Here is a 13,650-nt window from a genome sequence, read left to right on the forward strand (position 1 = left end):
GGCTGGCTTGCCGGTTTGTTCATGAGGACGTGCCCGGAGCCTAAATGGTTCATGCCTGGAAGGGAACGTGATGTTCACGTCACTCCTGCGAGGGATCGAACGTGTATGCGAGGCTGGACTAGTGTGAGGGTTCTCGGAGGGTGGCGTTACAACCGCTCCACCAGGCCTCGGTACCCTCTCAGCGGCGACCGAAGCCGAGCCCGCTACCGACTGGGCCCCAAATGAAATTCAGCGAGGAGCGAACCGCGTGACCGCCGATACGTCCGTGCCGTCCACTGCGCTGCTGACCGGAGCAGACCGAGACGGTTCCAACTACACCGCGCGGCACCTGCTCGTACTCGAGGGGCTCGAAGCGGTTCGCAAGCGTCCCGGGATGTACATCGGGTCCACCGACAGCCGCGGCCTCATGCACTGCCTCTGGGAGATCATCGACAACTCGGTCGACGAGGCTCTGGGCGGCTACTGCGATCACATCGAGGTCATCCTCCACGACGACAATTCCGTGGAGGTCCGGGACAACGGGCGCGGCATCCCCGTCGACGTCGAACCCAAGACGGGCCTGTCAGGCGTCGAAGTCGTGATGACCAAGCTGCACGCCGGTGGAAAGTTCGGCGGCGGCTCGTACGCCGCGTCGGGCGGTCTGCACGGCGTCGGCGCCTCCGTTGTCAACGCGCTTTCCGCCCGGTTGGACGTCGAGGTCGACCGCAACAGTGCGACTCACTCGATCAGCTTCCGGCGCGGAGTCCCGGGGATCTTCACCGAGCACGGGCCTGACAGCCCGTTCGACCCGGCCAACGGCCTGCTCAAGGGCAAGCGGGTGCCGAAGGCGCGCACCGGCACCAGGGTTCGTTACTGGGCGGACCGGCAGATCTTCCTCAAGGACGCCAAGCTCAACCTGGAGACGCTCCACCAGCGGGCGCGGCAGACGGCGTTCCTCGTCCCCGGCCTCACGATCGTCGTCCGTGACGAGCGCGCTCTCGACGGCGAGGGCAAGACCGAGGAGACCTTCCGCTTCGACGGCGGAATCAGTGAATTCTGCGAGTACCTCGCCCAGGACAAGGCGGTCTGCGACGTCCTGCGCCTGACCGGTCACGGCACTTTCAAGGAGACCGTGCCCGTCCTGGACGAGCGCGGACACATGACGGCGACCGAGGTCACCCGCGAACTCGCCGTCGACATCGCCCTGCGCTGGGGCACCGGATACGACACCAACCTCAAGTCCTTCGTCAACATCATCGCCACCCCCAAGGGCGGCACTCATGTGACCGGATTTGAACGCTCCGTGACCAAGACTGTCAACGAGGCGCTGCGCTCCGCCAAGCTGCTCCGCGTCGCCGAGGACGACATCGTCAAGGACGACGCACTGGAGGGTCTCACCGCGGTCGTCACCGTGCGACTGGCGGAGCCGCAGTTCGAGGGCCAGACCAAGGAGGTGCTCGGCACCTCGGCGGCCAACCGGATCGTCGCCAACGTCGTGGCCAAGGAACTCAAGGCGTTCCTGACCTCGACAAAGCGCGATGCAAAGGCTCAGGCCAGGGCGGTCCTGGACAAGGCCGTGGCGGCCGCGCGCACCCGCATCGCGGCCCGCCAGCACAAGGACGCACAGCGCCGCAAAACAGCGCTGGAGTCCTCCTCGCTGCCGGCGAAGCTCGCCGACTGCCGCAGCGACGACGTGGACCGCAGCGAGCTCTTCATCGTCGAGGGCGACTCCGCGCTCGGTACGGCCAAGCTCGCCCGGAACAGCGAGTTCCAGGCACTGCTGCCGATCCGGGGCAAGATCCTCAATGTCCAGAAGGCATCCGTCTCGGACATGCTGAAGAACGCCGAGTGCGGTGCGATCATCCAGGTCATAGGAGCCGGGTCGGGGCGGACCTTCGACATCGACGCCGCTCGCTACGGGAAGATCGTCCTGCTGGTGGATGCCGATGTCGACGGCGCGCACATCCGCATTCTGCTGCTGACGCTGTTCCAGCGCTACATGCGACCCATGGTCGAGGCAGGTCGGGTTTTCGCCGCCGTACCCCCGTTGCACCGGATCGAGCTTGTCCAGCCCAAGAAGGGCCAGGACAAGTACATCTACACGTACTCCGACGGCGAGCTGCGTCAGCGGCTGCTGGAACTGCAGCGAAAGAACATCCGGTACAAGGACTCGATCCAGCGCTACAAGGGTCTGGGCGAGATGGACGCTGACCAGTTGGCGGAGACCACGATGGACCCCCGGTTCCGCACGCTGCGGCGGATCAACATCGGCGACCTGGAATCGTCCGAGCAGGTCTTCGATCTGCTGATGGGCAATGAGGTGGCGCCACGCAAGGAGTTCATCACCAGCTCGGCCGCCACCCTGGACCGTTCACGCATCGACGCCTGAGCGTCGCCGTCTCCACCCAGGGGTGGAGACGGCGACTCCACCCGGGATCAACCCCTGAGCCGATCCCCCTGATCTGGTCGTTTCCGTAGCGTCGAAGGCGTTCAACCTTCCTGCATCTCGGAGGCAGCCATGTCCGGGCCTGTCGATGTCCTGGTGATCGTCGCCGTCATCGCTGTTGTCGTGGTCCGCCAGTGCTCGGCACGGCGGATCTCCGACGACAAGCGCTGGTGGATCCTGCCGGGCATTCTCCTCGTCATGTCGCTGCGCGAGCCCGGGCTGGTGGATCCGCGTCACGAGGCGCTGTCCGTGGCGGTCCTGAGTGCAGAGCTGGCGGTGGGGCTGGTGACCGGCGCCGGCTGGGGCTGGACCTCTCGGCTGTGGCGCGAGACGGACGGCTCGCTGTGGAGCAAGGGCACCAAGGCCACTGTCTTCGTCTGGGCAGGGGGACTGGTGCTGCGGGCGGCCCTCTACGGGGCTGCCGCGCTGATGGGTATACATCAGGGCAGCGCCGCACTGTTGTCGGCTCTCGCGGTCACGTTGGCGGTGCGCAGTGGTGTGCTGATGTGGCGGGCCGGGCAGATGCGTCCGACGTACGGTGGCTCTGCCGACGGGATGTCGTCGCAGCCGGCGTGGAAGGACCGCGTGTGACTCGCACGATCTGGACGAGCTGGCCGTCCAGGGAAGCCCTCTCACAGGTGAACCGCGCCCGCCCACGGGCGGCGATCGCCTGGTCCATCCGGCTGGGTCTGCTCACCGCCATGCTCTGGGGCACATTCACCGGCGAACGGTTCGGGCCCTGGGAACTTGCGCTCGGGCTGGTGGGCGTTCTGGGTTGTGTGGTTGCCGCGTGGGCGTTCTTCCGGACCAGCCTGGAACACCGGTTGTGGTCGTCGCTGGGACTTCTGGTGTTGCTGATGGTGGCGGCACTCGGTGCGCAACAGGCCGGCGTCGGTGTGCCCGCGGTGATCCTGTGGTGTGGTTGCGCGGTCGCCGCGCTGGAGAGGCTGCCGCTCGCGGCGGGCCTCCCCACCACGGCCGTCGCGCTCGGCGCGTACGCCGCCGTCAACACCGACGGTTGGCTGACCACGGCCATGACCACAGCGGGCCTCTCCCTGGCGGGCTACGTGATCAGACTGGATGCCGAGGCCCGCGGCAGCGCCCAGAGACTTCTCACGCAGGAGCGGGCGGCCCGCGCGGCGGAGGCCGAGACGGCGGCCCTGGACGAGCGTGCCAGGATCGCCCGGGAGATCCACGATGTGCTCGCCCACAGCCTCTCGGCGCAGCTGGTACATCTGGAGGCGGCGCGACTGCTGATCGAGCGGGAGCCCCCGGGGGAGTTCCGGGACCGGGTGCTCGAGCGGGTGGTGGCGGCACGCTCCATGGCGCGTGAGGGGCTTGCGGAGACCCGTCAGGCTCTGTCGGCGCTCCGGGGGGAGGTGTCCCCGGTGGAGGATTTCCTGCGGCAGCTGGTGGCCGCGGAGGCTGCCGAGGTCAGCGTGTCGGGGGAACAGCGGACGCTGACCGCTGAGGCGTCGCAGACGGTACGGCGGGTGGCGCAGGAGGCCCTGACCAATGTGCGCAAGCACGCACCGGGGGCCAGGGTCCTCGTGCGGCTGGAGTATCTGCCGGACGAAATCGCCCTGGAGGTCCGGGATTCAGGTGGGCACGGACGCGAGGAGGAGCTCGCCGTCAGTGGCTCCGGATACGGTCTGCTGGGGATGCGGGAGCGGGCCGAGCTGATAGGCGGGACGCTGGAGGCCGGTCTCGGCGAGGAGGGTTTCGTGGTGAGTCTGCGGGTGCCCGCGTGAACGCGCGGGTCGTGGTCGCCGATGACCAGTCGGTGGTGCGCGAAGGAATCGTGATGCTGTTGGGGCTGCTGCCCGGAATCGAGGTGGTCGGGTCGGCGAAAGACGGTGAAGAGGCCGTCGCGCTCGTGGCCGAGCTGGCCCCCGACGTGGTTCTGATGGATCTGCGGATGCCCCGTTGCGACGGGGCGGAGGCAACACGGCGGATCCGCAGGGAGTATCCGGGAACCCAGGTGGTGGTGCTCACGACATTCGCGGATGACGACTCGCTCTTCCCCGCGCTGCAGGCGGGAGCTCGGGGCTATCTCACCAAGGATGCCGGGGGCGATGAGATCGTGCGGGCCATCCAGGCCGTGCTGTCGGGCGAGGCCGGGCTCTCGCCTTCCGTGCAGCGCCGTCTGCTGGAGCGCGTCACCACGCAGACCCCGCCGCCCGGTTCGGCCCCCGAGCCCCAGCTGCCCGACGGTCTGACACCACGCGAGCTGGAAGTGCTGGTTCTGATCGCGGAAGGGCTGTCCAACCTGGAGATCGCCCGCAGGCTGCACATTTCGCAGGCCACCGTGAAAAGCCACATCAACAACCTCTTCGCCAAGGCCGGAGTACGCGACCGGGCACAGGCCGTTCGCTATGCGTACGTTCGGGGCCTCGCACAGCCGTCCGGGTCGACCTTCACCTGAAGTGGTGAAGACCGGCAAATCAATGCCCGAGATCTTCCCGATCTGCCCATTCTTGGGTACACGGCCGAAGTGGTCCGTGGACAAGGGGAGTTGTTAGGTGGAGAAGGAAGCAGGGCACGAGGCCGCAGCGATGCGACTCGACGACCCGTGGGACGACGTGCTGGCCTCCGGATGGGGCGAGTCGGATGGTGCGGGGAGCTTCCCTCCCGCCGGACCACCCGGGCACGCCGACCCGCAGCGCGGCCACAGTGCGGCCGATATCTACCTGGAGGTGCAGCGCAGCGAGGCCTTCCAGGAAGTGCGCCGTCGGTACCGGCGCTTCGTCGTCCCCGCGACCCTCGCCTTCCTCGTCTGGTATCTCGCCTACGTCGCCGCCGCGATCACCGCACCCGGGCTGATGGCCCGTCCGGTGGCCGGAGCGGTCAATGTCGCGATGGTTGCAGGGCTCGGCCAGTTCCTCACGACGTTCCTTCTCACCGGGGCCTACGCACGTCACGCACGACTGCGCAGGGACCGGGCCGCACTCGATCTGCGCTGGGAGACACAGGAGATGACGCGGGGGATCGGGCGTTGAGCGGGAACCACCAGACCCTGGCGCTCCTGCTGTTCAGCGCCTTCATCGCAGTGACGCTTGCCATCACCACCTGGGTGAGCCGTAACCGGCACGGCTCGGCGGAGGAGTTCTATGCGGGCGGTCGGCTGTTCTCCCCCATGGAGAACGGTTTCGCCATCGCCGGCGACTACATGTCGGCCGCGTCCTTCCTCGGTATCTCCGGCCTGATCGCCCTCTTCGGCTACGACGGCATGCTCTACTCGGTAGGGTTCCTCGTCGCCTGGCTCGTCGTCCTGCTCCTGGTCGCCGAACTGGTCCGCAACTGCGGCCGGTTCACACTCGCCGATGTGGTGGCGGCGCGGATGGCGGAGCGCCCGGTCAGGATCGCCGCCGGCACCTCGTCCGTCACCGTCTCCGTGCTCTATCTCGTCGCACAGATGGTGGGTGCGGGCAGCCTGGTCGCGCTGCTTCTCGGCGGTACGAGCAGCGCCGCCCGTTCCTGGACTGTCATCGGTGTCGGGGCGCTCATGGTGATCTACGTATCGCTCGGCGGGATGCGCGCCACCACCTGGATCCAGATCGTCAAGGCCGTTCTGCTGATGGCGGGAGCGGTCGCGCTCACCGTGCTCGTCCTGGCCCACTTCCACGGCAACTTCAATGCCCTGCTCAACTCCGCCGCCGAACGGAGCGGGCACGGAAGCCGGTTCCTCTCGCCCGGCCTCCGGTACGGCGGATCCTGGACGGCACGGATCGACTTCATCAGCCTGGGCCTGGCCCTGGTGCTCGGTACGGCGGGGCTGCCGCACATCCTGTCGAGGTTCTACACCGTGCCCACCGCCCGTGCGGCCCGCCGTTCGGTCGTCTGGTCCATCGGGCTCATCGGCAGCTTCTACCTGATGACGATCGTGCTCGGATTCGGGGCGGCGGCCCTGGTCGGCTCGGCGGAGGTACGAGCGTCGAATTCCGCGGGGAACACAGCGGTTCCGCTGCTGGCCCGGGTGCTCGGTGGTGGCGAAGGATCCACCGGGGGAACGATTCTGTTCGCGGTGGTCGCCGCTGTCGCCTTCGCGACCATCCTTGCCGTCGTCGCGGGGATCACCCTCGCCTCGTCCGCCTCTGTGGCCCATGACCTCTACGCCTCGCTGAGGCGTCCTGGCTCCAAGCAGTGCAGCGAGGTCACCGTGGCCCGGGTCGCCGCAGCGGGGATCGGGGTGGCCGCCATCGGGCTCGGTCTGGTCGCCCAGGACCTGAATGTGGCGTTCCTGGTGGGGCTCGCCTTCGCCGTCGCCGCTTCGGCCAACCTCCCCGTGCTGCTGTACTCCCTGTTCTGGCGGAACTTCACCACCCGCGGAGCGGTCTGGTCGGTCTACGGCGGGCTGATCCCCGCCGTACTGCTCGTGCTGCTCTCCCCGATCGTCTCCGGCAGCCCCACCTCGCTCTTCCCCGGCGTCGACTTCCAGCTCTTCCCCCTGGAGAACCCCGGCCTGGTCTCCATCCCGCTGGGCTTCCTGGCCGGCTGGATCGGAACGGTCACGTCCACCGAGCCGCCCGACGCCGCCAAACATGCGGAGACCGAGGTCCGTGCGCTGACCGGGGCAGGAGCGGTGTAGTCCCGCGTGCGTACCGTACGGGCCGGACCCCTCAGGCCTGCCCGCCGGTGGACCAGGTGTAGCGGTGTTCCGGACGGCCCGTCTCGCCGTACCGCAGCGTCAGCCGCACCCTGCCGGTCCTTTCCAGCAGCTTCAGATAGCGCTGGGCGGTCTGCCGGCTCATCCCGGCGCTCTCCGCGATCTCCTGCGCGGAGAGCGGTCCTTCGGCGCTCCGGAGTGCTTGTTTGACCAACTCCGCCGTGGTCGGTGAATGCCCCTTGGGCAGGTCGGGTTCGCCCGCCGCCCACAGGGCGCCGAACAGCCGGTCCACCTCACCCTGCTCCGCCTCGCCGCCTCCTTCGAGGGTGTGGCGCAGTGTCGCGTACGCCTCCAGCTTGGTGCGCAGCCCCGCGTAGGTGAACGGCTTCACCAGGTACTGCAGCGCACCGTGTCGCATGGCCTCCTGGACGGTGGCGACGTCGCGCGCCGCCGTCACCATGATCACGTCTGTGTGGTGACCGCGCCTGCGCAGCTCACGCACCATCGTCAGACCGTTGTGGTCGGGCATGTAGTGGTCCAGCAGGACCAGGTCCACACGCTGTTCCTCGATCGTGGCGAGGGCTTCGGCGGCAGAGTGCGCCTGGGCGGCCACCCGGAATCCCGGCACCCTGGAGACGTAGGCCGCATTGACCTTCGCGACCCGGATGTCGTCATCCACGACCAGGACCTCGATCACTGAGCCTCTCCCGCGATGTCGGTTTTCGGTTCGGTCATTTCCCGTTCGGTCATGCCAGGGTCGGTCATGTCCGGGTCCGTCATGCTCTGGACGACCAAGGCTTCCGGCAGCACGACGGTGAACTCGGCGCCGCCGTCCGCGGCCCCGTCGACAGTGACGCGGCCACCCTGCCGTTCCGCCAGCCGCCGCACCAGTGCAAGGCCCAGCCCGCGCTTGCCGTGCGCCGGGAGTTCCTTCGTCGACCAGCCCTCCGTGAAGATCGATTCATGTTGCCCGGGCGGAACCCCAGGGCCGTTGTCGCGGACCCGCAGCACCACGGTACGGCCCTCGGCGCGCAGGCCCACCTCGATCAGGGCGCCGTCCGCCCCGGCCGCCGCGTCCAGTGCGTTGTCCACGAGATTGCCGACGACGGTGACCAGCCCACGAGGGTCCACCAGCCGGTCCGGTAGCAGGGTCCCGGGGGCCATGCGGAGCGCGACACCGCGCTCCGCCGCGACCGTGGCCTTGCCGACCAGGAGCGCGGCCAGCAGTGGGTCGTGCACCTTCTCGGTGACCTGCTCGGCCGTTGCCCGGTGGACGCCGACGACCTCGGTGACGTACTCCATCGCGTCCTCGTGCATGTCCAGCTCCAGCAGCCCCAGGAGGGTGTGCATCCGGTTGGCGTGCTCGTGGTCCTGGGCCCGCAGCGCGTCGATCAGGCCACGGGTGGAGTCGAGCTCGCGGCCGAGATGTTCGAGTTCAGTGCGGTCGCGGAGGGTGGCGACGGCGCCGCCGTCTTCGGTCGGCATCCGGTTGGCGAGCAGGACCCGGGTTCCCTGCACCGTCAGCAGATCGTCGCCGACCACCCGGCCGGTCAGTACATCGACGGTCCGCCCCTCGCCGAGCACGGCGTCGAGCGTGCGGCCCGCGGCATCGGGGCCGAGCCCCAGCAGCCGCTGCGCCTCGTCGTTCAGGAGCCGGATGCGGCCGGTCCGGTCGAGTGCCACGACCCCTTCCCGGATGCCGTGCAGCATTGCTTCGCGCTCCGTCAGCAGCGCGGAGATATCCGAGAAGGCGAGGTCGTGCGTCTGTCGCTGGAGGCGCCGGGAGATCAGATGGGCGGCCAGCGCCCCGACAGCGAGCGCCCCGCCCGCGTAGGCGAACAGCCCGGGAATCGCCGCGAGGAGCCGGGCGCGGACACTGTCGTACGCGATCCCGACGGAGACCGCGCCCACGATGTGGTCCGTCCCGTCGCGCAGAGGTACCTTTCCGCGGGCCGAGCGGCCGAGTGTGCCGCTGTCGATCTCCATGACGTTACGGCCGGCGAGCGCGTCGCTCGGATCGGTTGAGACGACCTTGCCGATCTGGTCGGTATCGGTGTGCGACCAGCGCACCCCGCGCCGGTCCATGACGACGATGTACTCGGCGCCGGTGGCGCGTCTGATCCGCTCGGCTGCGGTCTGTACGGGCCCGGTGGGGGCTGGGGCCGTGGAGAGCAGCGACTCCGTGATCTGCGGCTGGGCCGCCGTGCTCTGCGCGATGGCGAGTGCACGGCGCATCGCCTGATCGTCGAGCTGTGCGCTGAGGGGTGCCAGAAAGAGGCCGGTGGCGAGTACGGTGACACCGGTGGCGATGGCCAACTGCATCAGCAGGACCTGGGAGAAGACCCGCTGCGGCCAGCCGAGTCGGCGTGCTCTCCTGGCGGTAGGCGGTGGAGCGCTCATCGTATGAACGGTAGAGGACATTCCGGCACTTTCCGAAATTCCCTTCCGCTTTCCGGGATTCTCCTCGTTCCCATATTTACGTAAACCAGGCTGTCGCCGTGCGCCTGCTCGACCAGGGCGTCACGGGCATCATCTGCGCCAGTGACCCGCTCGCGTTCGGAGCTGTGCGCGCCGCGCGCCGTCGCGGTCTTTCGGTTCCCGCCGATGTGTCGGTCGTCGGTTACGACGACTCGGCCTTCATGAACTGCACCGAGCCTCCGCTGACCACCGTCCGACAGCCGATCGAGGCCATGGGACGCGCCGCCGTCGAGCTGCTCTGTGTACAGATCGGGGGGCGTACCGTGCCGTCCGACGAACTGCTCTTCGAGCCGGAACTGGTGGTGCGCGGCTCCACCGCCCAGCCGCCGCACACTGCCTCTCGTTGACCGTCGCGAATTTGCGTTGCACGAACTGCCTATTGCAGCAGCCCATCTGCGGGGGTGGGTAGCGGCTGAGGGGGGCGAGGGCCTCCGTACTGGCCGCTGGGGCGTATACGCAGCGGCCGTTCCCCGTACTCCTCCAGCGCATGCGCGATCCAGCCCGCCGTGCGCGACACCGCGAACACCGTCTCGCCCGCCTCCGCGGCCATGTCCGAGGAGACCGAGAGCACGGCGAGCGCCAGGTCGACATTGGCGTGCAGGGGCGTGTGGCGGGCGGTCGTGGTGACCACGTCGCGCGCTGCGGCGAGCGCGGGAGCCGCCTGCGGGACGTCCGCGAGCAGAGCGAACAGCGTCTGCGCCCGCGGATCCTCGGAGGTGTACAGGCGGTGGCCGAGGCCCGGGACCCTTCGTCCGGTACGGAGATGATCCGCGACCACCGGTACCGCGCTGCCCCGCTCCAGGACCTCGGTCAGCATTCGATGCGCCAGACCGCTCGCGGCCCCGTGCAGCGGGCCTTCCAGGACTCCCAGGCCCGCGGAGACCACGGCGTACGGATGGGCATGGGCGGAAGCGGCGACCCTGGCGGCCAGTGTCGACGCCGCGAGATCGTGGTCGATCAGCAGGGCGAGGGCGGTGTCCAGTGCGGCAACTGACGGCTCGTCGGCCGGCCGGGCGGTGAGCTTCGGCCACAGTCGCCGTGCCAGCCCGGCCCCGCTCCCGTCCGCCCTCCCGTCGGATCCGTCACCCGTCGAAGATGCGCCCGAGGCCAGGGGCAGCGCTCCGACCAGGGTCGGAATCAGGCTCCGTGCGCTGGCGAGCACCGCCTCGCCCGAGAGGTCGAAGCGGAGCGGGTCGGCGGTCGCCGCGGCGATCACTGCCACCCGCAGCCGGTCCGTCGAGCCGCTGTGCGCGGGCAGCGCGTCGACCGCCCGGCGTGCCGCAGCCAGCGCCTCAGCGGGTGCCGTGAAGCGGATTCCGGGCCGCAGATCGCCGGTCCAGAGCCATTCGGCGACCTCCTCGTAGGCGTACTGCCTGGCCAGTTCGGTCGCGTCGACGCCACGGAAGTAGTAGCGGTCGCTCTCGATCAGGGTGATGCCGGTACGGAAGACCAGATCACCGGTGGCGGCCGAGGACTCCCGGCGGCCCGTGCGCCGGGCCAGGGCATCGACCTCCGCGACGTCGAACGTGCTGCCGCGTCCGCCGGCAGCGCGCCTGCTGCTCAGCTGGCCCCGGCTGACATAGGCGTACACCGTCTCGGGCTTCACACCGAGGCGCTCAGCCGTCTCCCGGGTGCTGAGCCGCTGCGGGGCCGTCGCACCGGGGGCGTCACCGGGTGCTGCTTGATCCTTCATGTTGCCAACCGTATCCATATTGATTCAATCAACATTGACAGGATTGAAGTCAATCATAGATGGTCGAATCAATGTTGATGAGATCCACTGGGACGCTCACGGAGGAAGAGATGCCGACCCTGACCAGCGGAACACCGCTCGACGTACCCCGAGGGCTCGCCGGAGTCGTCGTCACCGACACGACCCTCGGCGATGTCCGCGGCCGCGAGGGCTTCTACCACTACCGGCAGTACTCGGCGATCGAACTGGCACAGACCCGCAGTTTCGAGGACGTCTGGCACCTGATGTTCGAGGGCACACTGCCCGATGCCACAGCCCGTGCCGAATTCGCCGCCCACACCGCCGCGCTGCGCCGACTGCCCGCCGAGGTACGCGAGGCCCTGCCCGCCATAGCCCGCGCGGGAGCCGTCTCCGGACCCCTGGCCGGCCTGCGCACCGCCCTCTCGCTCCTCGGCGCCTCGGCCGGCTTCCGGCCGGTGTACGACATCGACGCCGACCGGCGCCGCAGCGATGCCCTGGCCGCCTGCGCCGCAGTCCCCACTGTGCTCACGGCCCTGCATCGGCTCGGCCAGGGCCTCGAACCGGTCGAGCCGCGCGACGATCTGCCCTACGCGGCCAACTACCTCTACATGCTCACCGGTTCCGTACCGGACGCCGCACGCGTCAGGGCCGTGGAGCAGTATCTGATATCCACCATCGACCACGGCTTCAACGCATCGACCTTCACCGGTCGCGTCGTCGCGTCCACCGGCGCCGACGTCGCGGCCTGTCTGGTGGCGGCCGTCGGCGCGCTCTCCGGACCACTGCACGGCGGAGCGCCCAGCCGCGCCCTCGACACCCTGGACGCCATCGGCACCCCCGACCGCATCGACGGCTGGATCCGCGAGCGGGTGCTCGCGGGCGAGCGGATCATGGGCTTCGGTCACCCCGTGTACCGCACCGAGGACCCGCGCTCACGCATGCTGCGCGGAATCGCCCAGGGCTTCGGCGGCCCGCTCGTCGACTTCGCCGTCGAGGTCGAACGGCAGGTCGAGGCGATCCTCGCCGAGCTCAAGCCGGGCCGTGAGCTGCACACCAACGTGGAGTTCTACGCCGGAGTCGTCATGGAGCTGTGCGGGCTGCCGCGCGAGATGTTCACGCCGACGTTCTGCGCGGCGCGGGTGGTCGGCTGGAGCGCCAATATCCTGGAGCAGGCGGAGGACTCGAAGATCATCCGTCCGGCGGCCCGATACGTCGGTACGCCCCCGCCGCAGCCGGTCCCGGCGCTCTGACGTCCCCGAGGAAGGTCCCCGTTGAACCCGTCGTTCCCGCCCCCCAAGCAGCAGATCCCGGTCATCGTCCTTGCGGGGTTCCTGGGATCCGGCAAGACGACACTGCTCAACCACCTCCTCCGTAACCGTGCGGGAAACCGGATCGGCGTGATCGTCAACGACTTCGGCTCCATCGAGATCGACGCCATGACGGTCTCGGGGCAGGTCGGCTCGACGGTCTCGCTGGGCAACGGATGCCTGTGCTGCGCGGTCGACGTGAGCGAACTCGACACCTTCCTGGAGACGCTGACCCGGCCCGCCGCCCGCCTCGACGTGATCGTTATCGAGGCCAGCGGACTCGCGGAGCCGCAGGAGCTCGTGCGTATGCTCCTGGCCAGCGACAATCCGCACATTGTGTACGGGGGACTGGTGGAGGTCGTCGATGCCGCAGAGTTCGATGCCAGCCGGGAGCGCCATCCGGAGATCGACCGCCATCTCGCTGTCGCCGATCTTGTCGTGCTCAACAAGACCGACCGGGTCGGGATCGAGGAGCAGGCCCGTATCCGGGACGTCATCGCTGCGGCCGCTGCCTCGGCCGGCGACGCAGCGGCGGGGGGCAGCGCGGCCGCCGTCATCTGCGCCACGTACGGACGCATCGACCCCGAGCTGCTCTTCGATCCGGCGCTGCGGCCGGACGGTGAGGAGAAGGCGCGCCAGCTCACTTTCGAGGATGTGCTCCTGGCGGAACAGTCAGGGGAAGAGGCCGGCGCCGGACACGGTCACCATCTGCATGCCGCGTACGACAGCGTGTCCTTCACTGCGGACATACCCATGAACCCCCGCCGACTGATGGAGTTTCTCGACTCCAGGCCGCAGGGTCTCTACCGGATCAAGGGGTTCGTCGACTTCGGCGTGGGCGACCGCGGCAACAAGTATGTCCTGCACGCGGTCGGCAGGTTCCTCCGGTTCGACCCGCAGCCGTGGACCCGCGACGAACCACGCCTCACGCAGCTGGTGCTGATCGGCGCAGGCATCGATCCGGAGCAACTGCACAAGGAGCTGGCCGACTGCCGCGAGAGCGCCGCCCCGATGCCTGACACGACGCAGGACGCCGCACATGAACGAAGCATGTGGGGCGTCCTGCGGTACGTGCAACGGCCCGACGACGACGCGTAGCGGCAGGCCACCCGTCGTCGGC

Annotated in this window: 11 protein-coding genes and 1 pseudogene; 9 read left to right on the forward strand and 3 right to left on the reverse strand. The window is 68.9% G+C overall.

From position 1 onward, the window contains the following. Positions 1-247: 247 nt before the first annotated feature. The 6 genes from GA0115254_RS32930 to GA0115254_RS32955 all read left to right on the forward strand — a co-directional run bounded on the left by GA0115254_RS32930 (position 248) and on the right by GA0115254_RS32955 (position 7,013). The gene (locus GA0115254_RS32930; protein WP_093898927.1) at positions 248-2,368 is read left to right on the forward strand and encodes a DNA gyrase/topoisomerase IV subunit B; all 2,121 of its coding nucleotides are present in this window, start codon (positions 248-250) and stop codon (positions 2,366-2,368) included. Between the two features lie 129 nt (positions 2,369-2,497). Continuing rightward, a complete protein-coding gene (locus GA0115254_RS32935) occupies positions 2,498-3,016 on the forward strand; it encodes a CcdC protein domain-containing protein (protein WP_093898928.1) in 519 nt (172 codons plus the stop codon). After that, positions 3,013-4,176 (forward strand): sensor histidine kinase, encoded by a 1,164-nt coding sequence (locus tag GA0115254_RS32940; RefSeq protein ID WP_093898929.1) that lies wholly within the window; start codon positions 3,013-3,015, stop codon positions 4,174-4,176. Before GA0115254_RS32935 ends, GA0115254_RS32940 begins: the two co-directional genes overlap by 4 nt. Then, a complete protein-coding gene (locus GA0115254_RS32945) occupies positions 4,173-4,850 on the forward strand; it encodes a response regulator transcription factor (RefSeq protein ID WP_093898930.1) in 678 nt (225 codons plus the stop codon). The genes GA0115254_RS32940 and GA0115254_RS32945 overlap by 4 nt, the downstream gene beginning before the upstream one ends. A gap of 130 nt (positions 4,851-4,980) precedes the next feature. After that, the gene (locus GA0115254_RS32950) at positions 4,981-5,424 is read left to right on the forward strand and encodes a DUF485 domain-containing protein (RefSeq protein WP_093898931.1); all 444 of its coding nucleotides are present in this window, start codon (positions 4,981-4,983) and stop codon (positions 5,422-5,424) included. Beyond that, positions 5,421-7,013, forward strand: a complete 1,593-nt coding sequence (locus tag GA0115254_RS32955) for a solute symporter family protein (protein ID WP_093898932.1) — start codon at positions 5,421-5,423, stop codon at positions 7,011-7,013. The genes GA0115254_RS32950 and GA0115254_RS32955 overlap by 4 nt, the downstream gene beginning before the upstream one ends. A 31-nt stretch (positions 7,014-7,044) precedes the next feature. Here the strand turns inward: GA0115254_RS32955 and GA0115254_RS32960 are convergent, their stop codons facing one another. After that, on the reverse strand, positions 7,045-7,728 hold the full coding sequence (locus tag GA0115254_RS32960) for a response regulator (RefSeq protein ID WP_093898933.1): 684 nt from the start codon (positions 7,726-7,728) through the stop codon (positions 7,045-7,047). Then, positions 7,725-9,431, reverse strand: coding sequence for a sensor histidine kinase (locus GA0115254_RS32965; RefSeq protein ID WP_093898934.1), 1,707 nt, complete (start codon positions 9,429-9,431; stop codon positions 7,725-7,727). Before GA0115254_RS32965 ends, GA0115254_RS32960 begins: the two co-directional genes overlap by 4 nt. An 86-nt stretch (positions 9,432-9,517) precedes the next feature. Here GA0115254_RS32965 and GA0115254_RS32970 point away from each other — a divergent pair. Then, positions 9,518-9,856: pseudogene (locus GA0115254_RS32970) on the forward strand (substrate-binding domain-containing protein); the annotation flags it as partial. A gap of 29 nt (positions 9,857-9,885) precedes the next feature. Here the strand turns inward: GA0115254_RS32970 and GA0115254_RS32975 are convergent. Then, positions 9,886-11,202 (reverse strand): citrate synthase, encoded by a 1,317-nt coding sequence (locus GA0115254_RS32975; protein ID WP_093898935.1) that lies wholly within the window; start codon positions 11,200-11,202, stop codon positions 9,886-9,888. A gap of 110 nt (positions 11,203-11,312) precedes the next feature. Between GA0115254_RS32975 and GA0115254_RS32980 the strand changes: the two genes are divergently transcribed. After that, positions 11,313-12,473: a citrate synthase/methylcitrate synthase gene (locus GA0115254_RS32980; RefSeq protein ID WP_093898936.1), complete on the forward strand. Its 1,161-nt coding sequence runs from the start codon at positions 11,313-11,315 to the stop codon at positions 12,471-12,473. Positions 12,474-12,494: 21 nt separating this feature from the next. After that, a complete protein-coding gene (locus GA0115254_RS32985; protein WP_093898937.1) occupies positions 12,495-13,628 on the forward strand; it encodes a CobW family GTP-binding protein in 1,134 nt (377 codons plus the stop codon). Positions 13,629-13,650 lie beyond the last annotated feature (22 nt).

The sequence above is a fragment of the Streptomyces sp. Ncost-T10-10d genome, assembly GCF_900091955.1.
GTDB lineage: Bacteria > Actinomycetota > Actinomycetes > Streptomycetales > Streptomycetaceae > Streptomyces.